The organism is Henriciella litoralis, from assembly GCF_002088935.1.
Lineage (GTDB): Bacteria > Pseudomonadota > Alphaproteobacteria > Caulobacterales > Hyphomonadaceae > Henriciella > Henriciella litoralis.
Window position 1 is genome coordinate 1,158,187 of sequence record NZ_NCSS01000006.1, and the last position, 26,066, is coordinate 1,184,252.

At 57.4% G+C, this 26,066-nt stretch carries 25 protein-coding genes; 6 read left to right on the forward strand and 19 right to left on the reverse strand.

Going from position 1 to position 26,066, the window contains the following annotated elements:
• Positions 1-50: 50 nt before the first annotated feature.
• From B8783_RS09135 to B8783_RS09155, 5 genes are all read right to left on the reverse strand, one after another.
• Positions 51-617: a hypothetical protein gene (locus tag B8783_RS09135; protein WP_084419863.1), complete on the reverse strand. Its 567-nt coding sequence runs from the start codon at positions 615-617 to the stop codon at positions 51-53.
• A gap of 84 nt (positions 618-701) precedes the next feature.
• Positions 702-1,859 carry an acyl-CoA dehydrogenase family protein gene (locus B8783_RS09140; protein WP_084419864.1) on the reverse strand — a complete coding sequence of 386 codons (1,158 nt, stop codon included), beginning with the start codon at positions 1,857-1,859 and terminating at the stop codon, positions 702-704.
• A 32-nt stretch (positions 1,860-1,891) separates the two neighbouring features.
• The gene (locus tag B8783_RS09145; RefSeq protein WP_084419865.1) at positions 1,892-2,518 is read right to left on the reverse strand and encodes an ABC transporter permease; all 627 of its coding nucleotides are present in this window, start codon (positions 2,516-2,518) and stop codon (positions 1,892-1,894) included.
• Between the two features lie 4 nt (positions 2,519-2,522).
• On the reverse strand, positions 2,523-3,719 hold the full coding sequence (locus B8783_RS09150) for an acyl-CoA dehydrogenase family protein (protein ID WP_084419866.1): 1,197 nt from the start codon (positions 3,717-3,719) through the stop codon (positions 2,523-2,525).
• A 127-nt stretch (positions 3,720-3,846) separates the two neighbouring features.
• Positions 3,847-4,848 carry a nicotinate-nucleotide--dimethylbenzimidazole phosphoribosyltransferase gene (locus B8783_RS09155; protein ID WP_084419867.1) on the reverse strand — a complete coding sequence of 334 codons (1,002 nt, stop codon included), beginning with the start codon at positions 4,846-4,848 and terminating at the stop codon, positions 3,847-3,849.
• A gap of 127 nt (positions 4,849-4,975) precedes the next feature.
• Between B8783_RS09155 and B8783_RS09160 the strand changes: the two genes are divergently transcribed.
• Both B8783_RS09160 and B8783_RS09165 read left to right on the forward strand, forming a co-directional pair.
• Positions 4,976-5,176, forward strand: coding sequence for a DUF1289 domain-containing protein (locus B8783_RS09160; RefSeq protein WP_233355727.1), 201 nt, complete (start codon positions 4,976-4,978; stop codon positions 5,174-5,176).
• Complete coding sequence (locus B8783_RS09165) at positions 5,173-5,697, forward strand: retropepsin-like aspartic protease family protein (protein ID WP_084419869.1); 525 nt, start codon at positions 5,173-5,175, stop codon at positions 5,695-5,697. The genes B8783_RS09160 and B8783_RS09165 overlap by 4 nt, the downstream gene beginning before the upstream one ends.
• Here B8783_RS09165 and B8783_RS09170 read toward each other — a convergent pair.
• The 4 genes from B8783_RS09170 to B8783_RS09185 all read right to left on the reverse strand — a co-directional run bounded on the left by B8783_RS09170 (position 5,684) and on the right by B8783_RS09185 (position 10,917).
• A complete protein-coding gene (locus B8783_RS09170) occupies positions 5,684-6,508 on the reverse strand; it encodes a sulfite exporter TauE/SafE family protein (RefSeq protein WP_084419870.1) in 825 nt (274 codons plus the stop codon). The two genes, B8783_RS09165 and B8783_RS09170, sit on opposite strands and share 14 nt — an antisense overlap.
• Complete coding sequence (dusA, locus tag B8783_RS09175) at positions 6,508-7,509, reverse strand: tRNA dihydrouridine(20/20a) synthase DusA (protein WP_084419871.1); 1,002 nt, start codon at positions 7,507-7,509, stop codon at positions 6,508-6,510. The genes B8783_RS09170 and dusA overlap by 1 nt, the downstream gene beginning before the upstream one ends.
• A gap of 389 nt (positions 7,510-7,898) precedes the next feature.
• The gene (locus B8783_RS09180; RefSeq protein ID WP_233355728.1) at positions 7,899-9,197 is read right to left on the reverse strand and encodes a cytochrome P450; all 1,299 of its coding nucleotides are present in this window, start codon (positions 9,195-9,197) and stop codon (positions 7,899-7,901) included.
• Between the two features lie 541 nt (positions 9,198-9,738).
• Positions 9,739-10,917, reverse strand: coding sequence for an acyl-CoA dehydrogenase family protein (locus B8783_RS09185; protein WP_084419872.1), 1,179 nt, complete (start codon positions 10,915-10,917; stop codon positions 9,739-9,741).
• Positions 10,918-11,266: 349 nt separating this feature from the next.
• On the opposite strand from B8783_RS09185, the gene B8783_RS09190 reads away from it, so the two are divergent.
• Both B8783_RS09190 and B8783_RS09195 read left to right on the forward strand, forming a co-directional pair.
• Positions 11,267-12,475: a CaiB/BaiF CoA transferase family protein gene (locus B8783_RS09190; RefSeq protein WP_084419873.1), complete on the forward strand. Its 1,209-nt coding sequence runs from the start codon at positions 11,267-11,269 to the stop codon at positions 12,473-12,475.
• A gap of 494 nt (positions 12,476-12,969) precedes the next feature.
• Entirely contained in the window at positions 12,970-13,158 is a 189-nt protein-coding gene (locus tag B8783_RS09195; protein ID WP_084419874.1) for a hypothetical protein, read from the forward strand.
• Positions 13,159-13,216: 58 nt separating this feature from the next.
• Here the strand turns inward: B8783_RS09195 and B8783_RS09200 are convergent, their stop codons facing one another.
• The 4 genes from B8783_RS09200 to B8783_RS09215 all read right to left on the reverse strand — a co-directional run bounded on the left by B8783_RS09200 (position 13,217) and on the right by B8783_RS09215 (position 18,063).
• Positions 13,217-14,539 carry an MFS transporter gene (locus B8783_RS09200; RefSeq protein ID WP_169711760.1) on the reverse strand — a complete coding sequence of 441 codons (1,323 nt, stop codon included), beginning with the start codon at positions 14,537-14,539 and terminating at the stop codon, positions 13,217-13,219.
• A 446-nt stretch (positions 14,540-14,985) separates the two neighbouring features.
• Complete coding sequence (locus B8783_RS09205) at positions 14,986-15,744, reverse strand: enoyl-CoA hydratase-related protein (RefSeq protein ID WP_084419876.1); 759 nt, start codon at positions 15,742-15,744, stop codon at positions 14,986-14,988.
• Between the two features lie 55 nt (positions 15,745-15,799).
• Positions 15,800-16,942 (reverse strand): acyl-CoA dehydrogenase family protein, encoded by a 1,143-nt coding sequence (locus tag B8783_RS09210; RefSeq protein ID WP_084419877.1) that lies wholly within the window; start codon positions 16,940-16,942, stop codon positions 15,800-15,802.
• 215 nt (positions 16,943-17,157) lie between these two features.
• Entirely contained in the window at positions 17,158-18,063 is a 906-nt protein-coding gene (locus tag B8783_RS09215; RefSeq protein ID WP_084419878.1) for a VOC family protein, read from the reverse strand.
• Positions 18,064-18,509: 446 nt separating this feature from the next.
• On the opposite strand from B8783_RS09215, the gene B8783_RS09220 reads away from it, so the two are divergent.
• Positions 18,510-19,250 (forward strand): TetR/AcrR family transcriptional regulator, encoded by a 741-nt coding sequence (locus B8783_RS09220; protein WP_169711761.1) that lies wholly within the window; start codon positions 18,510-18,512, stop codon positions 19,248-19,250.
• Positions 19,251-19,271: 21 nt separating this feature from the next.
• Here B8783_RS09220 and dmpG read toward each other — a convergent pair whose 3' ends face one another.
• The 3 genes from dmpG to B8783_RS09235 are packed head-to-tail and all read right to left on the reverse strand — an operon-like array spanning position 19,272 to position 22,035.
• Positions 19,272-20,300, reverse strand: coding sequence for a 4-hydroxy-2-oxovalerate aldolase (dmpG, locus tag B8783_RS09225; RefSeq protein WP_084419880.1), 1,029 nt, complete (start codon positions 20,298-20,300; stop codon positions 19,272-19,274).
• Positions 20,300-21,241, reverse strand: coding sequence for an acetaldehyde dehydrogenase (acetylating) (locus B8783_RS09230; RefSeq protein WP_084419881.1), 942 nt, complete (start codon positions 21,239-21,241; stop codon positions 20,300-20,302). The genes dmpG and B8783_RS09230 overlap by 1 nt, the downstream gene beginning before the upstream one ends.
• A 2-nt stretch (positions 21,242-21,243) precedes the next feature.
• The gene (locus B8783_RS09235; RefSeq protein ID WP_084419882.1) at positions 21,244-22,035 is read right to left on the reverse strand and encodes a 2-keto-4-pentenoate hydratase; all 792 of its coding nucleotides are present in this window, start codon (positions 22,033-22,035) and stop codon (positions 21,244-21,246) included.
• 127 nt (positions 22,036-22,162) lie between these two features.
• Here B8783_RS09235 and B8783_RS09240 point away from each other — a divergent pair, with 127 nt between their 5' ends.
• Positions 22,163-22,957 carry an IclR family transcriptional regulator gene (locus B8783_RS09240; RefSeq protein ID WP_139792316.1) on the forward strand — a complete coding sequence of 265 codons (795 nt, stop codon included), beginning with the start codon at positions 22,163-22,165 and terminating at the stop codon, positions 22,955-22,957.
• 5 nt (positions 22,958-22,962) lie between these two features.
• On the opposite strand, the gene B8783_RS09245 is transcribed toward B8783_RS09240, so the two are convergent.
• The 3 genes from B8783_RS09245 to B8783_RS09255 are packed head-to-tail and all read right to left on the reverse strand — an operon-like array spanning position 22,963 to position 25,837.
• Complete coding sequence (locus tag B8783_RS09245; RefSeq protein WP_084419884.1) at positions 22,963-23,970, reverse strand: amidohydrolase family protein; 1,008 nt, start codon at positions 23,968-23,970, stop codon at positions 22,963-22,965.
• A gap of 59 nt (positions 23,971-24,029) precedes the next feature.
• Positions 24,030-24,548 (reverse strand): aromatic-ring-hydroxylating dioxygenase subunit beta, encoded by a 519-nt coding sequence (locus B8783_RS09250; protein WP_084419885.1) that lies wholly within the window; start codon positions 24,546-24,548, stop codon positions 24,030-24,032.
• Entirely contained in the window at positions 24,548-25,837 is a 1,290-nt protein-coding gene (locus B8783_RS09255) for an aromatic ring-hydroxylating dioxygenase subunit alpha (protein ID WP_233355729.1), read from the reverse strand. Before B8783_RS09255 ends, B8783_RS09250 begins: the two co-directional genes overlap by 1 nt.
• Between the last annotated feature and the right edge of the window lie 229 nt (positions 25,838-26,066).

Below are 26,066 nucleotides of genomic sequence, written 5' to 3' on the forward strand. Positions count from 1 at the left end.
TCCAGTATTTTCAGGGTTCGTATCTGGCCATGTCTATTGCAGCGCCAAGCCTACTCTGTCGAGGCCTCCTCGTCTGACGTTTCGATCTGGCGGTACGTTCCCGTGAACCAGTCGTCCCAGACATCGGTCTCAGGATTGTATTGCTCAAAGGCCTGCGTGACCGAGCCATCTTCATTAGGTGTCCATCGACCGCGAAACGGAAATGTGGCGCCGCCCCGATAGGAAATTTCGCCTTCGAGCACCATCGCGCCGGCCCCGTTCAGGCCACCCGCATAGTCAATCGTTGCCCCTGGCGCGACCCAAACCTGTCGCCACTGGGCGAGGCCGGGATCGTAGAAATTGTAGCTCTGGCCCGTCCCTCCACTAGCCCCCGTCCATCGCTCCACAATGAGGCAGCCCGATTCTTCTGAGGTGATTGCGTTCTTGCCGGCAATCTGCCCGTCTGGGCCGGTCACGTTCCACTCTCCGATCCAGAAGTCAAAATCGCGATAGGGCTCGCCCTCACAAGGCACGGGCCGTGTCTGCGACGCCTCGCTTGTCGCGTCGTCTTGCGCCGCCGCGCCACCAGCCATAACCGCCATCGGGGCGCCAAGGCTCGCATAAGCAAGAATTTTCATGGCCGGTCTCCCTTGCAACAAAGCCCCGCCCTGCAGCATGGCAGGACGGGGCTATGCGTCAATAAATGATGGCCGGATAGTGGCTTATTCAGCCGCTATCGCCGTGTCTTCAGCTGTCAGGTTCGTGTAGCGGCGCATGTGAAAGTCGACATTGCCGTACTCGCTGTCGATCATGGTGAGGCGCTTGAAGTAGTGACCAACGGCCAGCTCATCCGTCATGCCCATGCCGCCATGGATCTGGATGGCTTCCTGGCCGACGAAACGTCCGCCCTGACCAATGCGCACCTTCGCCGCGGAAACGGCTTTCTTGCGAGTGGTTTCATCTTCGTCGAGCTTCAGGGTCGCCATATAGGTCATGGAAATCGACTGCTCATGCTCCATGAACATGTCGACCATGCGGTGCTGGAGCACCTGGAACTTGCCGATGGCGACGCCGAACTGCTTACGCTGACGTGAGTACTCAACCGTCATCTTGTGTGCGACGCCCATAGCGCCCATGGCTTCAGCACAAATCGCAGCGGTTGCTTCATCGACGATGGTCTCGATGAGGGGAAGGGCCTTGCCCTCCTCGCCGATCAGATTGCCCGCGGGAACGGACACGTTCTCGAAGTAGATTTCAGAAGCACGGCGGCCATCCACGGTTGGATAGTCACGCGTGGTGATACCGCTCGCATCTTTCTCGACGATAAAGACCGAGATGCCGTCCTTGTCGCGGCGATCACCGGACGTGCGCGCTGTCACGATGAGATGGCTCGCCCATGGCGCGCCGATGACAACGGCCTTGTGACCGTTCAGCGTGTAGCTGTCGCCGTCTTTCTTGGCCGTGGTCTCAAGATCGTGCAGGTCGTAACGGCCGCGCGGCTCAGCATAGGCGAAGGCGAATACACGCTCGCCGCCAATGATCGCTTCGAGGTGTTCTGATTTCTGCTCGTCCGTGCCAGCATGCTTCAGGAAACCGCCCGCGCAGACGACCGTCGGCACATAAGGCTCAACCACCAGCGCTTTACCGAACTCTTCCATGATGACCATGGAGTCGAGTGCGCCGCCACCAAGACCGCCATCCTCTTCGGAGAATGGTGCGGCAAGCAGGCCGAGCTCTGCGAATTGCTGCCACATCTCCGGGCGCCAGCCAGATTCGCTGGCGACAACTTTGCGGCGTGTGTCGAAATCATACTGATCGCGCAGAAGCCTCGCGAGGCTGTCGCGGATCATTGTCTGCTCTTCTGAAAAATTGAAGTCCATAATATTCCTCCGGGAAATCTCTCTAAATCGTTTTACTGCGCCGTCAGAAAGGCCGCGCAATTGCCGAGGTCTTCAGCCGTCTGGCCTGATCGCGGCGCTTCTTTTGGCGATGTTATACTCATGACGCGGTCGCTGGACGTTTCAGCCCAGTCAATCGCGACCGTGAAGGGTTTTTCGTCAAGAACGACGAGCTTGTGGCTCTGCTCCTCATCCTCAAATTCCATAAACACCTCATGAGCCGGATGCATCTGGCCCATAAGAAAATAGTTGGTTGCGGCTCCGACCCTGACGGCGCGGTCCCCATCATCGGATGTCAGAGCGACGGTGGCCCCCTCTTCAAGCGGGAACAGCGCAGCCAGGGCCTGGCGCTCTTCAGCTGTCGGCATGGTCTCATCACATGCACGGTACTCTGTGCCCGAAAAGATCATGAACAGATCGGACGTCTCCGTCTCGACGAAGTCATCGTCGAACTCGCTTTTGAACAGCACCCAGTCATCGCCGGTGGCGAGGACGCGTTCGTGATACTGATCCGACGTCCCTGCATAGGCGCTCGACCAGTACACGATCGAGCCACCGCCAACGTCCGGCAAGCCGGGCGCGGCCGAGACCGCGAGCGGGGCGGCACTTACAAATAATCCTGCAATTGCCGCCCTGACCATCAGCCTACAGCCCCAGGATCATCTTGGTGATGATATTGCGCTGGATCTCGTTTGAGCCGCCATAGATCGATGTCTTGCGCATATTGAAGTAGGTCGGCGCTGCCTGATGGGCATAATCCGGCCCGATCGGGAATTCGTTCGATCCGTCTTCCGGGAAGCCGCGGAAGTATGGATGACCATACATGCCGACCGCTTCAAGTGTGAGCTCCGTCAGGCGTTGCTGGATTTCCGTGCCCTTGACCTTGAGGATCGAGCTTTCAGGGCCGGGACCCTTACCGGCCGCTTCGCTGGCCAGCGTCCGCAGCTCGGTAAACTCGAGGGCCGTCAGGTCGATTTCGAGCTGGCTGATCTTGCGCAGGAATTCGTCGTCCTTGATCAGCGGCTTGCCTTCCAGAAGCTCAGTGGACGCAATCTTACGCAGCTTTTCAACGCCGCGCTTGGAGCGCGCGACACCGGCAATACCGGAGCGTTCATGCGCCAGCAGGAACTTGGCATAGGTCCAGCCCTTGTTCTCTTCACCAACGAGGTTGGTGACCGGAACACGAACGTCGGTCAGCCAGACTTCGTTGACCTCATGACCGCCATCGATCGTCTTGATTGGCTTTACTTCAATGCCCGGCGTCTTCATGTCGACGAGAATGAAGGAGATCCCTTCCTGCGGTTTGGCCGCGGTCGGGTCAGTGCGGCAGAGGAAGAAGCCCCAGTCGGCATGCTGAGCCAGCGTCGTCCAGGTCTTCTGACCGTTGATGACATACTCGTCGCCGTCGCGGACCGCTGTTGTCTTGACCGATGCGAGGTCAGAGCCGGCGCCTGGCTCGGAATAGCCCTGGCACCACCAGACTTCGCCAGACCGGATACCTGGCAGGTGCTCGTCTTTCAGTTCCTGTGACGCGAAGGTGTAAATAACGGGGCCGACCATAGAGACGCCGAACGGCAGTGGCATGATCGTATCCATGCGCGCATTTTCTTCAGACCAGATGTAGCGCTGGGTCGAGGTCCAACCTGTGCCGCCATACTTTTCCGGCCAGGCTGCAACGGACCAGCCCTTCTTGCCGAGAATCTGGTGCCAGGCGAGCATGTCTTCCTTGCTGAGATCCTCGCGGGCGCCAACACCGCGCAGCTTTTCAGGATAATTTTCTTCGATGAAAGCCCGCACTTCTTTGCGAAATGCGACTTCCTCAGGCGTGAATTCGAGATTCATGGGCTTTTCCTTAGCTATACGGTTTTGCGACGCTGCCCCCTTTTGCATGCATGGCTGCGCGAAAGCAAGTTGACGCGAACGTCAACGGAAAGCGACGCGTCGTCGCGGGCTGAAAGCTATGGTCTACTTAGCTGACAGGCTGGCCGAGAAACGGCGCACAGGCTGTCTTTAGGACGCCCACCGCAGCCGCCGACCCCATGCCGCCGCCGGTATTGAACTCGAACGGCATAAGAGGCTGCAGATCGATCCGCTCAAGCGCGGCCTGATGCGCCGGCCGGCGGGTCACGTGCGCCGCGCACACGTGGGAAACGGCGTCCGGATTGATCGCATGTACGACACCTGCAGCGATCGTCGTGGCAAACCCGTCCAGCAGAACCGGCACTGACTGAATTCGGGCCGCAAGTATGGCCCCGACACAGGCCGCAAGCTCGCGTCCGCCAAGACAGCGCAACGCTTCAAGGGGATCATCCAGTTGCCCGCGATGGCGAGCCAGACCCGCATTCACCGCTTCGGTACGCGCGGTGCTGACATCCTTTGGCGTGGACGGACCAGGGCGCACCCAATAGTCCGGAGTTCCACCATAAAGCGCACAAGCGACTGCGGCTGCAGCCGTACCGATGCCCGCGCCGACAACACCAAGCGCCAGCAGATCTGGCTTTCCCTCAAGAGCTTCAAAACCATAGGCGATGGTCGCCGCGCATTCGCGCTCAGTCATCGCCGCATCGTCCGTGAAGTCATTGGTGGGCTTTTCGATGGCGAGCTCAAACACGCGAATATTAGCACCATTCTGCGCCGCAATCGCCGAAAGTGGAGCTTTGCCTTCACGCAGCTCGTCGACCTTGCTGCGCGTGCTGCGATCGCTTGAAAGCGAGACACTGCCGCCGCCTGTCACACCGTGCGAGCCTGCAAAGATCGCCAACGTTGCATTCTCGATACGCGGCGGGTAGCGGCCCTGCCATCGGGCGAGCCATTCGGCTGCCTGCCCCAGCCGGCCAAAGTCGCCTTCGCGCCCCATGCCGAGCAGGGCTTCGCGCACTTTCGCGCCGCTGGCTTCGTCTGTCGAGACACTGCGTTTGGCAAGGTCGCGAACATCATCAAAGGGTGAGGCTGAAGGGGCAGTCTGGCTCAAGGGCGATCCTGTTTTCTGGGTTTTGCCGACAACCGCCTGAATCCCCCGTTGAAGTCAATGAAAGATTCTTGAAGTTTTGACATGATACATGCGACGCTTACACATTGGCACTCTGCCACGGACTTTTATGAAACCTATCGAAACGCCCTGCAAAAAAGTATGCGCTGTCGACGGGCAGACAGGTCTCTGCCTTGGCTGTGGCCGCAGCCTTCGTGAAATTGGCGGATGGACGACATTTTCAGACGAAGACCGCAGCCGGATTATGACACAGCTTGATGAGCGCATGAACCACTTGCGCTCACTCGGAAAACTGGGCGCATCGGCATGAGCACCAGGATCCTGTCCCTGCTGCTAAGCGCTGCTGCTGTCGCTGGCGCTGTTTCATTCTTCGTTGTCCCGAGGCTGGAAGACCGCGCCGAGCCGCCAAAGACCGAATCCGTCAACATCATCGAAGAAGCCGACATCGAGCCATCCATGCGACGGTCTGCCGTTATGCTCGTGCGAAATGATGGTCATTACTGGGCTCGCTCGCTGGTAAACCGCAAGGCCAGCGTCGATTTCATGGTTGATACAGGCGCCAGCACGGTCGCCGTTACACAAAAAGACGCGCGGAAGATGGGCTTTCGGCCTGAGGATCTCGAATACAACTCTCGCATTCGCACCGCTGGCGGCATCACCTATGGCGCCGACATCGTCATCGAATCGATCAAGGTCGGCCAGGTCGAAGTGAAAAATGTGCACGCGATCGTAATGAAGGAAGAGCTGACCCAGTCGCTTCTGGGCATGAGCTTTCTACGCGAGCTCTACTCTTACGAATTTCGCTCTGACCGCCTGATTATCCGGCAATAGTCTTCCACAGCATCCTGATCGATACTAAAACCAATAAGACGCCGAACAGCTTTCGCAGCAGGCCCGCATCGAGCTTGTGCGCGAGCGCGGCGCCGACAGGCGCCATCGTTACAGTGCAGGCCGATATCAGGAAGAAGGCCGGCAGATTGACGTGCCCCAGCGAGAAAGGCGGCAGACCTTCCTTGCCGATGCCATTGATGATGGCGACGATCGCGCCGGGCAAGCCGATGGCCACACCAAACCCGGCAGCGGTTGCCACGGCCTGATGGATTGGCCGGCCACATATCGTCATCAGGCTAACGCCGAACGTGCCGCCGCCAATCCCCATGATGGCGGACAGGATGCCTAGCGCACCGCCAAGCCCGGCCCGCGGCGCACCTGTGGGCAAGTCTTCAGCCAGCCTCCAGCTCGGACGCCCAAAATAGAGCTGCATGGCAAGGATCAGCAGCATCGAACCGAACACAATCGTCAACGCGTCCTTGGAAACAAAGCCCGCCACCATTTGTCCAAGGATCGCGCCGATCACGATCCAGGGCGCCCATCCCTTGATAACATCCCAGTCGACCGCACCACGCTTGTTGTGCGCCATAACCGAACGGATTGATGTCAGAATGATCGTCGCAAGCGAGGTCGCCACCGCGACATGCATGGCCGTCTGCTCATAGCCGAGCGCCGTTAGCAGAAAGTACAGCACCGGCACGATGACTGCGCCGCCGCCAATCCCGAACAGCCCCGCCGCCAGACCTGCCGCAACACCCGCCAAAGCGAGTGAGATTATAAGGACGCCATACTCGGCGAAAAAATCAGCCATCAGGCGTCTACACTTTCAAGATTGATGTGGGAGACGGCTTCATCGAGCACGTCCAGTCCGGCGCCCGTTTTCACCGCTTTTTCCGACAAGGTCCGGCGATAAGCGCGCGCCCCCGGCAATCCGGTGAACAGCCCCATCATATGACGTGTCATCGATGACAGTTTGGCCCCTGCCTCAAGCTGCTCGGCCATATAGCCCCGATACGCCGCAAGCGCGTCCATAGCCGCCTGCGCCTCATCAAAAGGCGCCGCTTCGCCTGTCTCTAAAAGGTGATCGACCCCGCCCAGCATTTGCGGCGTCTGATACGGCGCGCGCCCCAGCATGACACCATCGAAAACCTTCAAATGGTCTGCACATTCATCGAGGGTTTTGATCCCGCCATTGAGGATGATCGAAAGCTCTGGACGCTCGGCCTTCAAATCCGCGACCAAGCCATAATCCAGGGGCGGAATATCGCGGTTTTCCTTCGGGCTGAGACCGGATAGCCACGCCTTGCGCGCATGGACCGTGAAAACCTCGCATCCGGCATCGGAGACCTGATCCACGAAACCGAACAAGGTTTCGCGCGGCGGGTCCTCGTCGACAGCAACACGGCATTTCACGGTGACGGGGATAGAGACCGCGGCGCGCATCGCCGCAACACAGTCTGCCACGACCGCTGGCTCCTGCATCAGGCAGGCGCCGAACCGGCCAGATTGCACGCGGTCCGACGGGCACCCACAATTGATATTCACCTCGTCATAGCCAAACGCTTCCGCGATCCGGCTGGCTTCCGCAAGCTTGGCCGGGTCCGACCCGCCAAGCTGCAACACGACCGGGTGTTCGGCATCACTGAAGCCGATCAAACGGTCCCGATCGCCATGGATCACGGCATCGGCAGTGACCATCTCGCTCCAGAGCAGCGTGTTCGCAGAAAAGGCACGGTGAAACATCCGGCAATGCCGGTCTGTCCAGTCCATCATGGGCGCCACTGAGAATTTATAGGACTGATTGATTTTCATGATTGAAGTAACGTCTGAGGGCAATGCTCGGAACATGTACCCTCTTCCGTATGAATTTGCACACGATTGTATCGCTTGTGATCAGTCACAGCGTACGAATGGCGTCTATTACAAAACTTCCGTCCAGCGGACAAAGGGTGCGGACTCTAAGTCGTGCTCTATCCCGACATCGTCGCTGGGCAGGTCGACGAGGACCATGCAGGCACCTTCTTCCGATTTGGCCGATGATCCCCGACCTTTGTTGCCAATGTGCCGGTGATAGCGGGTCGAGCCCGTTCACTGGCGAGACCTATTTCTTTGACCGGCTTGCCGAATTTCTGACACACGACGCTGACGACGAAATCCCGAAGCCAATCAATCGCCCCATTGCTTTCGCCGCAATGCGCTGCTCAGGTCGCCTCAAACTTCACGGGCACTTTTTTGGGCCCGCTAATGAAGAGCGCAGGTATATTTCTGGGCTCGCCATTCAGGCGAACGGACCTCAACCTCGGCAGCAATTCCTCGAAGAGAATCTTCATTTCCAGCTTCGCCAAATGCATCCCCAAACACAGATGCGGTCCAAACCCAAATGAAAGGAGCGGGCTCGAGGAACGATCCACACGGAATGTGTCCGGGTCATCATAAACAGCCTCGTCGCGATTGCCTGACCCATAGCAAAGCATGATCCAGTCACCCTTGCGCATAGGCGCGCCGCTGACTTCGACGTCTGTTGTCGCAAATCTCATGAAACTCTTGATCGGAGTCGCCCATCGAATGGCTTCCTCAACAAGTCCGGGAATAAGAGCAGGATCGGCTTTCACTTTTTCGAACTCAGCCGGGTTTTCTGCAAGCTTCCACATCGCCATGGCCGTGGAGGCCGACGTCGTGTCGTGCCCCGCTGTGGCAACGGTGATGTAGTACCCCATTTCCATTTTTTCCTGGATTGGCTCGCCATCCACTTCCGCATTCGCAATGACACTGCTGAGGTCATCCTGCGGGGTCTCACGCCTCTTTTTGCTCAGCTCTCTGAAGTAAGCCTCAAAACCAGCAACCGTTTTGCGAAGATGTTCACCTTGCTGCTCGGCGCTCAGTATTTCCACTGCACCAGACATCTCTGGGTCCTGCGCCCCAAACAATTCCTGTGTCAGCTTGAGCATGATCGGCTCATCCTCAACAGGGACACCGAATATCGACATGATGACACGGAGCGGATAGAGCAGCGCGACTTCAGACACGAAGTCACATTCCCCCTCTGTCGCCATCATCTTGTCGACAAATTCACGCGCGATCGCACGGATATCGTCTTCCAGCTTCTTCACCGACTGAGGCATGAAATAGCCTTGCGTCAACCGGCGGTATTTGAAGTGCTCAGGCGGATCCATCGACACCAGGGAGTGGACCAGGTGGGGGTCACCCCCATTCATGGCCCGAATATACTCGTCGCTGCCCTTATCCATGAATGAAAACTGGCCATCACCCGAATGAAACGTCTCATTATCGCGGCTGATCAGCTTGATATCTTCTTGTCGGGTGACGACCCAGAACGGATCAAAGCCTTCCACGACGGCCTGGCCAAGCGGCATGTTCGCACGGAGCCACGTATAGGTGTCGTAAATGCGCCCATCTGCGTACGCCTGCGGATCTGTGAGGACCGCGGATCGCTCGTCCGGGATGATATGATTTTCAGCGGCGCTTAATTTATCAGACAATTTCGATCTCCCTCAGCTGACTTTCAGCTTTTTATTTTTCGCCGGACGCCGTTTATGTTTCAGCTAGAGCCCCTGGCGGCCTCCTGTCCCGGCACTTCAGTATTGTCAGTTCCAATGGGCGCAATGATTGGCCGAGCCGACTCGTCACAGCCGTGAAAGTCGCCGGCACGACCTGGGGCACACGCCGACGATGCTCGTCTTGCCCTTCATCCTGCCGAGCCACCCCCTGTGGAATTAAAACAATCGAATAACAATAGGCATGATACCCCCTTTGCACAAAGGCTTTTCTTGCGATTGATCTTTGCTCTTTTGATTTAATATGGGATCTGAAATTGCGTTTTCTGGAGATCTCCCAGGCGACCGCGCCCCCGCGCCCTCAACGCTCCCTGGACGAATGTGAGGACGCCACCTGCTTGAGGGGCCAAAACGAGAGCGACAGTCAGGAGAAACGCAAGCACGCATCATCAATGCCCCCCTCACGTGGGACGCCATCGGGGTCAATCTACTCCAGCGGAAGCTAGCCTATTCTTGAATCGGCGAGCTAAGGTCCGGCCTGCCGAGCCAGCTCGGCCTTCTTGATCTTCTTGGCGAGCGACCATTTGTGGACCTCAGTCGGCCCGTCATAGATGCGGAAGGCGCGGACTTCGCGGAATAGCTGCTCCACGATCGTGTCGCGGCTGACTCCCATCCCGCCCATCACCTGAACGCAGCGATCAGCAACCTTGAACAGTGCCTCAGACACGGCGACTTTGGTCATCGAGCTTTCGACATTGCCATCTTCCCCGCGGTCCAGCGCGTCGGCGCACCAGTCGATCATCAGAGAAGATTGCTGAAGGTCGATCTTGTTCTCGGCCAGCATGAAACCGACGCCCTCATGATCGATCAGCAGCTTGCCGAAAGCCTTTCGTTTGCAGGCATATTCGATAGCGATTTCCTGCGCCCGCATCGCAACGCCAAGCCAGCGCATGCAGTGTGAGAGCCGCGCCGGCGCGAGCCGGATTTGCGCATAACGGAAGCCCTCGCCCGGATTGCCCAGCATATCTGAAGCCGGCACGCGGAGATTATCGATCACGACTTCGGCGTGCCCACCGGGCATGGAGCTGTCGATTGTGTCGAGCACACGCTCGATCCGGACGGCGTCGTTGGGCAGATCGACGAGGAACATACAGGCGCCCTCTTCCGATTTGGCCATGATGATCCCGACTTTCGCCCCCATCGCGCCGGTAATGAATGTCTTGCGGCCATTGATCACCCAATGGTTGCCGTCCTGCACGCAGGTTGTTTTCATCATGGAGGGATCCGAGCCGGCGCCTTCGTCTTCAGGTGGCTCCGTCATGAAAAAGGCTGAACGAGCCCCTCCTGAAACCATTGGCTTCAGAAAACGCTCATGCTGCTCTTCAGTCGCGACCTTGCCGAGGAGGAACATGTTGCCCTCGTCCGGCGCCCCAGTATTGCAGGCCACCGGACCGAGCGGCGAAAGGCCGGTCTTCTGCAGAATGTAGGCCGTTCCTCGCTGCGACAGGTGCGAACCGTCCTCCAGGATATGCGGCGTCATCACACCGGCCGCGCGTGCCTTGTCGCGGATTTCCGTGACCAGTTCTTCGCTTGGGCCATGGTCCTCAAGCCGAGGATCGCGCTCATAAGGCGCGATCACATCACGGATGAATGTCTCAACGCGGTCGCCAATCTGCCTGGCAATGGCCTCATCTGGATAGCTCAACACGACACCTCTTTAATCTTCGCAATTCTGGCCGGCCGCCAGCATTTAGTACATTTGTTTCCATACAAGTCGCGCTTCTTAGTCAACTCCAAAGTCCAAGCATCATCCTGCGCGCACTCACCCAAACTACTCAACGACCATGGCTGTATATTTAATAGAGCATGTGATACCCAAATCATCACCTATCAGCGTGTGACAAAGTCAACCAAGCGGCGAATTGAGCTCTGGATCACGGCAACGAGTTCGTATAGAACGATCGTACTACATATGACCCTAACCGTGTACTCTTCGATTGAGCTGGGGCGGGCAACAAATAGACGCCCTCGCGGCGGAAAGAGGGAGAACGACGATGGATACTCACAACGATACCGACCAGCAGGCAGAAAACGGCCCGTGCACCGGCCTCCGTGTCATCGAGATATCGACCATGGTATCAGGACCATTCGCTGGCCAATTGCTGGGTGATCTCGGCGCAGAGGTGATCAAGATCGAGACTACGGCCGGCGACCCCATGCGGGCCAACCAACCGTCATATGACGGGATGTCCGCCTATTTCTCCCTCTTTAATCGTAACAAGCAGAGCATCTGCCTCGACCTCAAATCAGAAGAAGGTCGATCCATCGCGGCAGACCTGATCGCGAGCGCTGATGTGGTGCTCGAAAACTTCAGGCCCGGCACGATGGAGCGGCTCGGCCTCGGCTACGAGACCCTTCGCAAAGACAATCCGGGCCTCATCTATGCAGGCCTGTCAGGCTTCGGAACAGACGGCCCCTATAAGGACAAGCCTGCCTACGACCACGTCATTCAGGCAATGAGCGGCGCTATGACAGTCATGGGTTCGCCAGAGAATCCGGAACCCATCCACCACATCATCGCCGACAAGGTTGCGTCGATCATGACCTGCAACGCCGTCCTTGCGGCGCTTCTTCATCGCGAGCGCTCCGGCGGCGCTGGCCAAAAAGTCTCCACCTCGCTCATGAAGACGTATGCCGCTTTCCTGATGCCTGACCTGCTGAACAATTTCATGTTCCAGACCAAGGACATACAAAAGATTCCCAACATCAAGATCCATCATCCACTGCGGGTGAAAGATGGAAGCGTGATGGGGCATGTGCAGCTTAACCGCCAGTTCGAGGCGCTCTGCAAGATCCTGGGGCGTGAGGACCTGATAGAGGACAAACGCTACAACACGCCATGGGCGCGTATCTTCAACTATGCGGACTTCTGGAAGGAGCTCGAAGAGCCAGCCTCCAAGATGACGAAAGCCGAACTGATCGCACTGGCAGATGAGCATGGCATTCCTCTGGCACCCGTGAACACGGTCGAAGAATTCATGGAAGACCCGCAGGCCGTCTATTCTGAGTGCTTCATCGACACCGAAGACCCCGAATTCGGCCGGATGCGCACGTCCGGCTTCTTTGCCGACTTCGAGACCTCACCGCCTTCCATTCGGATGCGCGCGCCGAAACTCGGCGAACACACCGAGGAAGTGCTCAAGGCGCTCGGCAAGACTGAAGCGGAAATTGAAGCTGCGCGGAAGGCCGGGTCCATCGGCTGATTTCACGGCTCCTTCAGTTCACGCCTACCGCGATTCAACTTCTAAAATTTAGGAGAGGCGTTCAGGAAAATGTCCCTAATCCAGCTACCGCACACCTTCGAAGACTTCACGACCGACTGGTTCACTGATGCCCTATCAGCGAAGTTCCCAGGCGTGAACGTCAGCAATTTTACTCGCAGCGGTGAGCGGATTGGAACGTCCGCATCGTGTACGTTTTCGCTGGCATGCTCGGACCGAGGTCGGTCGGCATTCCGCCCGGGTCCGTATACATACACAGGGCGGCTTCACTGAAAAGCAGCTGAATCGGCACTGGGTCGTCTTACAGCAGGGACTTACAATGCTGGAAGATATCGTCTTCACGCATATCCCGAGATTCGGCAATTGGGGCGCGCTCCGTGACAGGCGCTGCAAGGAATTGAAGACACGCCAGTTCGGGCCTCGCCTCGGTCGACTATTTCCAGACCCCCAACTGCTACGCGGCGCGCGCTGCAGGCATGGATGTCTATTCGTTTGATCAGGCCTGGCTAATCTACCGTCAGCAGATGGCCCATGCGGTGCCTAGCGGTGCATGCAATCCAATCGAGGCAGGTCCAATCGATATGATCAATGCTGCGGGCGAAGTTGTGACCGTTGCTGCTGAAGATCATGACGTCCTTGAGGCGCTGGGAATTTCCCGGCGCTAAACCGTTATCGGGCCAACCACCCAGTGCGAGCTCCGTGCGCGCACAGGGCCGACCTGCCCTAGTCCTGATCTTCACCCAGTGAAGCCCGGCTAACCGCGAGAAGCGAGAGCGCAATCAGGAGCGGCGTGGTGAGCAAGCAAATCCAGGCCAGTCCGGCCCCAAGCGAGTGCTCGCCCCCAACAATCAATGCGCCAAGCTCAACGGCCACCAGCGGACCAAGCCCGTACCCCAGCAAAGCGATGACGAGGAGATTGACGGCCGCCAGCCGCGCTCTCATCCGGATCGGCCCGAATTGCTGATAGGCGATCGGCGGAATGACAGGAAAAGCAGAGCCAAAGAGGATCCCGATCCCGAGGCAGACATACAGCACCGTCCCGCCAGAAAATATGCCCATCGCAAAGGCAGGCCCAGAAACACAGGCTGCGATTAACAGAACTGTTGCGGCCCCTCGGTTCTTCCACCTCCGGTCTATGGCCATCGACAGCTGCGGCCAGAAGAAATTTCCAATCAGACCTGTCGGCACACCAATCCAACCGAGCATGTACCCCGCCTGTGACAGGCTGAGCCCTTCTTCCCGCACAAGGAATGTCGGCAGCCAGGTGATGACGGCCAGGCTGAAGAAACAATAAACGCCTGCGGCCGAAAGCAAGGGAACGAAAAATAGAGCGCGCTTGCGGATGTAGCCAAAAAAGGAGCCCCAGGATGAATAGTCCTGGCCGATCTTGAGAGATTCCCCCCTCGGCGGATTGGCCGCCGTAAACATGAATACGATTGCGAGGATGACACCGGGCAGACCGACAAGGATGAATGTCAGCTGCCAGGGCGCAAGACCTGTCGCCGCGCTTAAGCTCGCGGCGAAGTCATAGGCCATGGCGCCTGCCATGTACGACCCGATGGACATGAAACTGCCCACTGACAGGTAAACCGACATGGGCAGGCTGCGCTTTTCCTTGAGGAAGAGGTCGGCGATCAGCGAAACAGCGGCCGGGGTAAGCACAGCCTCACCAAGCGCAACGCCGCACCGCAGGATTAGCAGGCTCCAGAAGCCGCCCGCGAAAGCGGATAGCACGGTCGCCACGCTCCAGACGCCAACGCCAACCGCGACCACCGTCCGCCTGTCACGTGTATCCACCAATTGCGCCAGTGGCAGGCCGCCAAATGAATAGACAAGCGCAAATCCAAGACCGAGAAGAAGCGCAAGCTGCCTGTCCGCCAGCCCAAGCGACTGGCCGACGGGTTCTGCCATTAGCGCCAGAATGCTCCGGTCGATAAAGGACAAGATGAAGAGAACGGTGAGAAGCCCGACCGTGTACCAGGCGTGCCGCCTTGATGGTCTCAATGCGGCAATCGGTTTGCCAGCGGTCAGATTTTCACTTGCCATCTTTTTCCTCAACCTTTTTGTCGGCATGGGGCGCTTCAAACACCCTCTGTTCTCAAGCCACCACCACAACCGAACGCACCCGTTGACTGCAGTAGAGCCGGACTATTCACATCGTCCGGCTCGGCGCTTTCGCCTCATAAATTTGTTTTGAAAACGCTATTGGTATCGCCAATCCTGGTCAAGCAAACGTTTTAATTTGCTGCACGACGACCAACAAAGCCGCAACCTCTTTGTCGCCCCGAAAACGACGCACACGACTTCCGGTCAGCTTCTGCAAATTCACTATATTTATATTTTGTTTCAGTGGGTTGAAGACACTCAAACTAAGAACAGAAGCGCAGATTTCTGCCTCTGCAAAGGAGGACCCATTACTTCGAGCCAATAGCAGCAAGCTAAAACAAAATCGTTTGTTTTACTTTCGAGAGCCGTCAATTGGGATCGACCTCTCAGTTTTTCGGTTTGCTGCCGCCCACATGGCCAAATTTCAACTCACCTGGCGACAGCCCGGTATTGGCCTTTTCCGCAGTGTGCCTTTCAAATTCGAGCGCCCCTTCAAGGGTACGCAGACTGTTGCCATCGATAAGCGCCTTGGTCGGAGCCGCCATCTGTGGCGCCCCTGCCAGTATCATGCGGGCCATACTGCGCGCAGACTCAAGCAGATCCCGGTCCGGCACAACTTTGTTGACGAGTCCCCAGTCGGATGCTTCGCGCGCATGAAGCGGTCGCCCGGTAAGCTCGAGCTCCTTGGCCCTGTAGATGCCTATGGCGCGATGAAGACGCGCGCTAAGGCCCCAGCCCGGCAACAGCCCCACGCGCGAATGCGTGTCCACAAACCGGGCCGACTCTGCTGCAATGATGATGTCGCACGCCACCGTGATCTCGAAGCCACCGGTCGCAACGGCCCCCTGTACGGCTGCAATGACTGGCCCGGGCCAATCGGCAATCGTCCGGGACGGATTGAAGCCAGATATCGCCTCAGCGCCGTGCTGCTTGAGCATCTCGACATCCAGCCCGGCACAGAAGTTCCGCCCTCTTCCGGTCAGGATGACCACCTCTACAGAAGGGTCGGCTGCAAAGTCCGCCATGCAGTCCTCGAACTCTCGGAGCATATGCGGAATGATGGAGTTCATGCTGTCCGGGCGGTTGAGCGCGACGATGGCAAAGCCTTCCTCGCGTTCGACGTCGATTGCCTCGAATGTCTTCATGTCCGAACTCGCTTTTTCGATCGGCTAAGATGTTCTTCGGCTTGCCGCGCTTCGCCTAGCCCTTCAGAGACCGGCCGATCACCAGTTTGAGAATTTCGGAGGTTCCGCCGTAAATGCGTTGCACGCGTGCGTCGCGCCACATGCGAGCGATGGGATACTCCTCCATATAGCCGGCGCCGCCATGCAGCTGCAGGCACTTGTCGAGGGAAGCCCACTGGGTTTCGGTGTGCCAGAGCTTTGCCGCCGATGCCTCCACCGCAGTCAGCTTGCCAGCGACATGACGATTGATGGCCCAGTCCAGATGCGACCAGCCGACCTGGAGCGATGTCGCGATATCCGCGAGAACGAATTGCGAATTCTGGAAGTCGAATACGGATTGCCCGAACGCCTGACGATCCTGGGTAAATGTGATGGTGTCGTCCATCGCGCGCTGCATGCTCGCCTGGCCCATAATTGCCTGCGAGAGGCGCTCTTGCGGCATCAGCGTCATGATGGCTGCAAACCCGCGACCTTCCCCGCCAATCATCGCGTCAGCTGGCACGCGGACTTCATCAAAGAAGAGCTCGGATGTGTCGGCTGAATGCTGCCCGATCTTGTCCAGCTTGCGTCCGCGGGAGAAGCCCGCACTATCTGCATCGACAATCAGGAGGCTAACGCCGCGCGCCCCGGCATCCGGATCGGTCTTCGCGGCGACGATAACGAAATCGCAAAGCTGTCCGCTCGAAATGTAAGTCTTCGCGCCGCTGATGACATACTCATTGCCGTCGCGAACCGCCCTGGTTCGGATCGATTGAAGATCGGAGCCAGCCGCAGGTTCTGTCATGGCGATCGCAGAGATCAGCGATCCGTCGACCATTCCGGGCAGATATTTCTGCTTCTGCTCTTCTGTCCCCAGATGGACAAAATAGTCAGCGATAATGTCAGACTGAAGCGGCAGGCTTGATGTGGACCCCGCATAAGTGAGTTCCTCGGTGACAATCGCATTGTAGGAGAAATCCAGCCCGGGTCCGCCATAGGCTTCCGGCACGGTCGGGCAGAGTAGGCCCGCTTCGCCAGCCGCTTTCCAGAAACTGCGCGGAGTCAGGCGTTCTTTCTCCCACGCATCGAGGTCCAGCTCCGACGCAAAAAAGCGCCGAACGGAATCGCGAAAAATGGTGTGGGTGTCGGTCTGACCGAGGCGCTCAATTGGAATTGGCATCTGGAATATCTGCTTTCATTTCAATCTTCTGAGAGATTGACGGTTGTTCGGATGTTGAGAGAGCCACACCGGCAAATCGCATACAGATCGCCGGGCAGACTCACCCATCTTTCAAATATACGAGGCCTGGCCCCGAAATCTGCTTTGGCGCCGATTTGCCCGTCGGATCAGCTGAGGACTGGCAGGCGACTGAAAAGTCGCCGCCATGAGGCCTCTTATTTGAGCGGTTCGACCACCCCAACTTTCGCCATTCTGGAGTCGGGCGTACCTTCCCAGTAATCGATGGACTCCAGTGAGGCCGGCAGGTCGCGCGGATCGCGTGGAGAATTCTCGGGAAACTCTTCCATGCCGAAGCTATATTCCACAGTCATGCCGTCGGGATCGAGGAAGTAGATGAAAACCGATTCCGAAGGTGGGTGCTTGCCAATGCCAAATACGATCGGCACATCCGCCTTTTTCATGCGGTTGTTCGCCTTGCCGATGTCGGCCATCTCCGTGACCATGAAATTGATGTGGTTGAGCCCCGCATTTTTGGACGCTCCAACACCGAAGGAATGGTGATACGGATTGGGGAAACACCGCATGAACGTGACCATGCCTTTAATCCGGTCCGATACGCGGAAATTCATCTCATCGAGAAGGAATTTTTCCGTGGCGTTTCGGTCCGGACTGCTGAGGACGATGTGTCCGAGCCGCGCGATCTTTGTGTGCGTGGTTTCGTACGCAGAAGGCGCCTCAGCCATATCGCTGTAAAATTCGAACGTGACGCCAGTCGTCGGTTCGGACATCCGGAAAGCTTCGCCGATGCCAAGGTCCGCCTGCTCTTCGGGGCTAACGGCGACGCACTCGATGCCGAGTTCGACGAAGTGCTTCCTGACTGCTTCAAGCGCCTTGTCGCTTTCCATCTGCCAGGCAACGCGTTTGAGAGCTGGTTCAGATCCACGGTAGATCACAAGGTCATGATGCCGGTCACTGCATCTCAGGTAGGCACGCTCGCCATCCGGCTCTTCGTCCATTTTCAGCCCGACCAGCGTTTCGTAGAAATGCCTGGACTTTTCCAGATCGGTCACCGTCAGCGCGATATAGCCCAAACGTCTGTATCTTATTTCTTCGATGCTCACAGTCAGTCTCCTCGACGTCTTCGCCAGTTTCACGCCAGCTGATCGTGGCAAGCTTGAAACGGCAACAAACAAGATTAGAACGCTTGTATAAATTATTTAAGCCGAAAGGTGAAGGAACAAATTGCCTCGAATGAAAACAATAAACCCATTTTTCGGCTCATGCAGCGCCCCATCCCAATCCTCCGATTTCGCTCGAAAATGTCCGGAAAGGCACGCTAGACGGCCGATCAGGCTGATCCATGGGGCGCATTGAAAGCATGAGGACCAGCAAATACCCTGCTTGCAAGTGGCCGTTTTGCGAGCACATTGTCGCCAGCTCGCCGCGCCTTCGAGCAATGAAACCAGATTGAACTAGGTCAAACGGTTGAACTTGTGCGGCGCAGCATAAGATGCCAGAAAGTATTTTGCGGCTAAATGCCGATTCAGAAGCGACGAGGATCCATTGGATGACTGCAGGACTAAGCGACTTGGACACAAAGGTACGGATCAAGATTTGCGCTCGCAAACTCTTCGCTGAGCGCGGCGTTGAAGCCGTTACGGTTCGCGAGATCGTAGCCGCGTCCGGCGCCAAGAATGGCGGATCCCTGAACTACTACTTCAAGTCGAAGGAAGGCCTGATTACCGAACTACTCGCAGACGTGTTCCGTGACAGTAGCGACGGATGGCTTGACGCCCTGTCAGAGCTACAACGCACGGGCGGCCCCAGAAGCGTTCGAGACATCGTGACCATACTCGTTCGCTGGCCTGAAGATACCTCTAAGCAGGAAGATCCCTCGCCGACCGCAAACCGGTTCCTCAACAGCCTCCTCAGCACACGCCGCAAGATGGTTCGAGACTTCCTTGAAAAGGGAAACTTTTCGGTATTTGCGCAATTGCTGCGCTATATTCGTGAGCTCAAGCCCGACCTGCCGCAGGCCGTCATGGAGCAGAGGCTCATCTACTTTTCCTGGTACATCATATCGGCGCGCGCCGCCCACGAAAGCTACGTAGCTTCCGGAAAGCGCAATCCGATCTGGGAAGGCTATGACCCGCTGGAAAACCTGATTGATTGTGGTGTCGGACTTCTGGAAGCGCCCTGCACGGTGGCAGAAAAGCAAAGCTCTGCCGCCACCAAGCGCACGTCTAGCAACAACAAGAATCAAGCTCGCTCGCGCGCCCTGGATGCCGCTTTTCCTTCGTCTGGATAACAAGCGGGCGCTTCGCTTCCACTAGTTATCCTCGCCCGCAAGGTCGAGCGCGACATCAACAATCATGTCTTCCTGCCCGCCAACCATGCGGCGGCGACCCAGCTCGACCAGAATCTGGCGTGTATCAAGCCCATATTGAGCCGCAGCTTTCTCCGAATGCCGGAGGAAGGAAGAATACACCCCTGCATAGCCAAGCGACAGCGTTTCGCGGTCCACTCGGACAGGCCGATCCTGCAAAGGACGCACAAGCTCTTCGGCCGCGTCCATCAGCTTGAAAAGATCACATCCGTGCTTCCAGCCTTTTCGGTCGGCAGCCGCGATGAACACCTCGAGAGGCGCATTGCCTGCCCCCGCGCCCATACCGGCGAGTGAAGCATCAATCCGGACGGCGCCGTTTTGAGCGGCGACGATCGAGTTTGCCACACCAAGTGAGAGATTGTGGTGCGCATGCACGCCGCGCTCGGTCTCTGGCTTAAGCACCCTGTCATAGGCCTGCAGACGCGCAATAAATCCGTCCATGTCCAGCGCACCGCCACTGTCGGTCACATAGACACACTGGGCGCCATAGCTTTCCATCAGCTTTGCCTGCTCAGCCAGCTGCTCAGGTTCGGTCATATGGCTCATCATCAGAAAGCCAGCCGTATCCATGCCAAGCTCGCGCGCGGTTTCGATGTGCTGCCTTGAGACATCGGCCTCCGTGCAATGCGTCGCAATGCGGACCGAACGAACGCCAAGCTTGTAGGCGTGTTTAAGCTCCTCAATCGTGCCAATTCCAGGCAGCAGCAGAGTCGTCAGCTTGGCATTCTGGACGGCATCCGCGACCGCTTCGATCCACTCCCAGTCTGTGTGAGCGCCAAAACCATAATTGAAGCTCGATCCATTCAGGCCGTCGCCATGGGCGATCTCAATGGCATCGACTCCGGCTTCATCGAGCGCGGTTGCAATCTTTCTGACGTGGTCGAGACCATATTGATGCCGGATCGCATGCATGCCGTCGCGAAGCGTCACATCCTGAATGTAAAGTCTGTCGGTCTTCGGGTCGAATGACATCAGACGGCCTCCCTTTCCTGCCGGCGCACGGCGATCTTCTCAGCAGTCGCAAGGCCTGCAGAGGTCATGATATCGAGATTGCCTGCATAGGCAGGCAGGTAGTGGGCGGCGCCCTCGACCTCGAGGAAGACGCTGGTCTTGATACCTTCGAATTCTCCGAGGCCCGGTATCCGCACCCGGTTATTGGAGCCGAAGCGCTCGAACTGGACCTTCTGCTTCAAGCGATAGCCCGGAACATAAGCGTTCACCTTCTCCACCATTTTCGTAATGGCGGCTTCGATCTCGGCCTCGTCGGCCCCGCTCGAAAGAGTGAAAACCGTATCCCGCATAATCATTGGCGGCTCGGCCGGGTTCAGGATGATGATGGCCTTGCCTTTGTCCGCACCGCCAACCTGCTCGATGCCCGCCGACGTCGTCTCTGTGAACTCGTCAATATTCGCGCGGGTGCCAGGGCCGGCGGAGCGTGAAGAGATCGACGCAACAATCTCCGCGTAATGGACATTCGCAACAGACGAGACCGCCGCCACGATCGGTATCGTGGCCTGGCCGCCGCACGTCACCATGTTCACGTTCGACGCATCGAGATGGTCATCTCCATTTACGACGGGAATGACATATGGACCGATCGCTGCGGGGGTAAGGTCGACCATCACTTTGCCGGCTTTCGTGACCACGTCATTGTGGCGCTTGTGAGCGCCAGCCGACGTTGCATCAAACACGATCCCAATCTCAGGCCACACGTCGAGCTTGATGAGACCATCAATGCCCTCATGGGTCGTCGCGACCTTCAAGCGCTGAGCGCGTGCCAGGCCATCCGACTCCGGGTCGATACCAACCATCGCCGCCATTTCTAGGACGCTCGATTTGCGCATGATCTTGATCATCAGGTCGGTGCCAATATTCCCCGAGCCAATGATTGCGACTTTCGTCTTGCTGGACATGTCTACCCTTTCCCGTACTCGAACTTGCAGGTTCCAAGCCCGCCGATTTTCGCCTCAACCATATCGCCCGGTGCGAGGGCCACCATCGGCCCCAGAGCACCCGTGAGCACGATATCGCCTGCTTTCAGATATTCGCCTTGCGCCGTGAGGGTTGACGCAAGCCAGGCCGCGGCCTCAAGCGGGTGCCCAAGGCAAGCCGCACCCGCACCGAGCGAGGCAATCTCACCATTGATTTCCATCACCATGCCGCATGTGTAGAGGTCGAGCGCTTCAACGGCGTCTGACATGTCTCCCAGCACGAAGAAGGCGGAGGAGCCGTTGTCAGCCACAGTGTCGGCGAAAGTGATTTTCCAGTCCGATATACGGCTGTCGACGATCTCGATGGCCGCGACCACCTGCCCTGTCGCAGCCAGCACATCAGCTCGCGACACGGCGTCACCCCGCAGATCGGACTTCAGGATAATGGCAATCTCGGCTTCTGCTTTGGGTTGAATGCATGAGGCAGACGAAAGCGTTCCACCATTCGGCACCTGCATATCGTCAAAGAGCACGCCAAAATCAGGTTGATCCACGCCGAGCTGTTGCTGCACGGCTTTTGCCGTCAGCCCTACTTTTCTGCCGACAATCCGACGACCCGAAGCGCTCCAGGCCCGCGTGTTGAGCGCCTGGATTGCATAAGCGCCCTTCACATCAGTCGGGGAAAGCACGTCGCGCATTGGCGGCAAGGTCTCACCGCCATAGGCATCCCGCAATCGCGTTGCAGCTGCTTCATACACTTCCTGATCGGACGCCATACTGCAAAATCCCTTACAACTTTAAGGGCTCTTATATGCCCGACTTTAGAATGTTGTTTTAATTTTCACCGCTTGTATTTTCAATCGACACCGATCGTGTAATTCTCACCATACGGGAGAAACAATATTGGCTCGATCAAACGCAACATCACTCGAAAAAGCCCTCATGCTGCTGAATGGCATCATCGTTGACGGAGGTCAGACGACATTCAACGAGATCGCTGCGTCGCTGGACCTGGCACCATCGACATCATACCGCATGGTCTCACAACTGGTCGACGCAGGCTTCGTAAATCGTTACGGCCCCAATCACTATGGGCCTGGGCTGGCAGCCGCCCTGCTCTACCGCCGTTGCGACATTGCTACCCTCATGGCGCGCATCGGAAAGCCTCTTCTGAAGACCCTCTCCTCTGAGACCGGCCTCACCTCGCATCTTGGTGTGCTTGAAGATGGCATGGTGACCTACAAGGTGCGGATTCCCGGCCGGGCGCCTCGGGCGGCAAAATTCACGCGTGAAGGCATGCAGCTTGAAGCTTATTGCTCCGGAGTTGGAAAAGTTCTGCTTGCCGGGCTAAGCGACCAGGACCTCGACGATTATCTTGGCGAAGGCGATTTCGTGGCGCTGACACCTCGCACTCTGACCGATCCTTCAGACCTGAAGCAGGAGGTCCTGAATATTCGCCAGACCGGCATCGCACTTGATGATAGGGAAGTCAGCGAGGACATGATCTGTGTGGCAGTGCCGATCATTGGCCCGATGGGTGAAACAGTCGCCGCGGTTTCGGTCTCCATGCCCTTCAGTCCTGGCGCAGCAAACCACGACCCGATGTCATTTCAGCCATATCTGGAAAAATGCTCAAAAGCCCTCGGCGACTTTCTAAGAACCTCGCAGGGGCCGGCCGAAAGCCAAGACAACGCGTGATCGCTCTAGGACTGGGCAATACGCTCGTTCAGGAAGGTTTCGGCCGCATGCCAATTCAAGCTCTGAATTTCGGTCTTTGAAAGCGGCAGGTTCGAAATGAAGCGCGCCGGATCTTGCTGCATAATGGGATATGGATAGTCCGTCCCCGCAAAGATACGGCCGGGAGCAACACTGCGAACCAGATAGCAGAGATAGTCAGGGTCCAGCACATTGCTGTCGAAGAACATCTTGCGGAGCGTCGCGCTTGGCGCCTCTGCCATCCGCCCACCATATCCATTCGTCGCATTCCAGCCCGTGTCCATGCGACCCGCGATCGACCCAATCGCACCCCCGCCATGGCTGAACGCGATACGAAGACCAGGAAACCGGTCGAGAACGCCGTTCATGGCAATGGAGGCCGCAGCCATAGCGACATCGATCGGAAAGTAGACAAATGCCGTATCAACTGGCGGCATAGCAGCGGCCTTCGCCGCAACGGGATGTAGCGCATGAACAAAGATCGAAAGCCCAAGCGCCTCAGCCTCAGCGTAGAACGCCTCGAAAGACGGGTCGCCTAGCATTTTTCCGTTGATGTTGCTGCCCAGCTCGACGCCGGACAGGCCAAATTCATCTTTGATGCGCTTCAGATAGCGTGTTGCCGCAGCCGGATCCTGCAGCGGCACGGCCCCCAGGCCTCGAAAACGGCCGGGATGTGCAGCGATCATCTCCGCGATCTGGGCGTTGACAGCATCGCAAAGGATCACCGCATCCGCCGGGCTGTGCCAATAGGACAGAAGCTCCGGCATTGGCGACAGGACCTGAACGGCAACGTCGTCACGGTCCATGTCCTCAAGCCGCCTCTCCGCGTCCCAGGACCGGTTGTCCAGCGGGCGGAACGGCTTGTCGCCGAGCATCAATGTCCCTGATGCTCGGCTCTCGCAAGCCATACATGGCCAACGCCCTGCCACGTCGTCGCTCGGAGCGGGAGGATACTCGAAGGGCGAGACGTGGCAGTGAACATCAATGATCGGCAAGGATTTGCTCCATAACGGCTAGGGCCTCTATGACTGCTGGATTCTACATCCGGCGAGACTCAGAGAATGATGGTGACCTTGCCTTGATCCCGGAGACTATCAGACGCCAGAAATGTGCGCTTGGACATGATTTTCAGCTTACCGTCGATCGTCTTCAAAATGTAGTTGTGGTGACCGGCATAAGTGTCCGTGACATCATTCTTCGCACGTTTGGTGATGAAACGGCACGTCACATGAACGCCCTGTTCGTCACTTCCCGTGATACGAACATTGGAGATCAGATGAGACTGAACGGACCGCGGCCATTCGGCGTGAGCTGCCTTGTCCAGCATGCGTTTCACCCGGTGGCCGAGACGGAAGTAATTGTCAGAAATGTAGAACAGGTCCTCAGCCGAATCTGCATTGTCCGGTGCGCCCGCACGCGGCACTTCATAGACCGACTCTTCGGTGAAGAGGGCAAGCCAATCGTCCAGCCGCCACTCATCCAGCATAGCCGTTTCCTCGAAGAAGAAATCCTCATATGCCGAACGTGCCAGTGGCTGCTCGGCCGCATTCGTTGCTTTGTTTTGCTCGGCCATCACTCGCCTCCCATCCTGCGGTTCCACTCGCGCCAGAAACAGCGCATCTGTTCTTCGTCATCAGCCTTGAACGGCTCACCTTCAGCTCGCGACATACCACGCGAGATGTCGTTCCACGGCGCAAGCTTGTAAGCGGCATATCCCCGGTAAGCAGACTCCAGCGCCTCGACATCGTCCGGCGTCGCAAAACCACCTGGCCCGAGGAATTCGAGAAAGTTGTCGAGCCGGCGTTTGCGGAATTCACGCGTTTCGCCTTTGACGCCAAGCGCCCAGGCCGTGACGTTCATCTCGCCAGCTTCAACCGGGTAGAAGGTACGAATGGTGATCGCCATGATGTCATTGATGACGAGGTTCGGGAAAATGCCCGTATTGCGGCCGAGCTGACAGATCCGGTTGGCCTGTTCGGCGCCCACCCGGCTGACGACTTCGCGCTTGATTTCCTCGACTTCGGTTTTGGCTTTGTCTCCCCAGGCGGGGATCCACTTTGCGACCGGACGGCCCCAAGGCGCGTCACCTTCAATGGATGCGTGGCCGTTGCCCAAATCCATGACGTTCGTGATTTTCGGCATCTCGGCCGGTCCGCCGATCGCGTCGGTCAGATACTTGAAGTAGGTCTCGTGCGTATCAAGCGCGTGATAGCCGTCATAACTGTTCTCCATGAGAAGCTTCCAATTCGAACGGATGCTGTACTTCTGAGCGCCGCCGACGACCTCCATCCCATTCGGGCCATGCTGATCGATAAGATCGAGGATCATTTTCGAATCCCCGAGATAGGAATCGAGCGAGTTCGCGCCGTCATCATAATTGACGAAGAAGAAATCGCGGTACTGCTCGAGCTTCACTGAAACCAGGTTGGCGCAGCCATCATGATTGAAGTTTTCAGGATAGGTGCCCTTCTGATGGCGGGTCGCGTAGTTGCCATTATTGTTGAAGGCCCAGCCGTGGTAGAAACACTTGAAAGCGATCGAGTTGCCCGACTCCTGCCGCTCAACCATGGCGCCCCGGTGCGGACACGTGTTGAGGAAGGCATGAAACTCGCCTTTGCGGTCGCGGTTGAAGATCAGCTCCTTGCCGCCGACATTGCGCGTGAGGAAGTCATTTGGGTTAGGCAGTTCGGAGGCGTGACCCAGAAACAACCAGCAGCGGTTGAAGATCTTTTCTCGCTCCATGTGCAGGATTTCGTCATCGAGGAACGTTTTCCTGTGCACCTTGAACAATCCGTTTTGGCGGTCATCAACCACCATGGGCGAATCGCCCGTTTTATTTTGAGTGACCATTGTATCCGGCATGCCGATCCTCCTGCATTGTGCCTGGTTCATTCACGTCCAAGCACTGGTTTTATCCACTGGGCCCGCAGCTATTAGCTTTTCACGCGCCTAAGCGGAAACTAAATGGTATTACCAATGAATATTGCCCGCAGGCTTTGCTGTCAAACTAAAATATATGTTTTATATAACGGCGAAAGCGCGTCAATTGCTCCGATGGGCAGAAACCGGGCCATAGCCCCCTCTGCAGCTG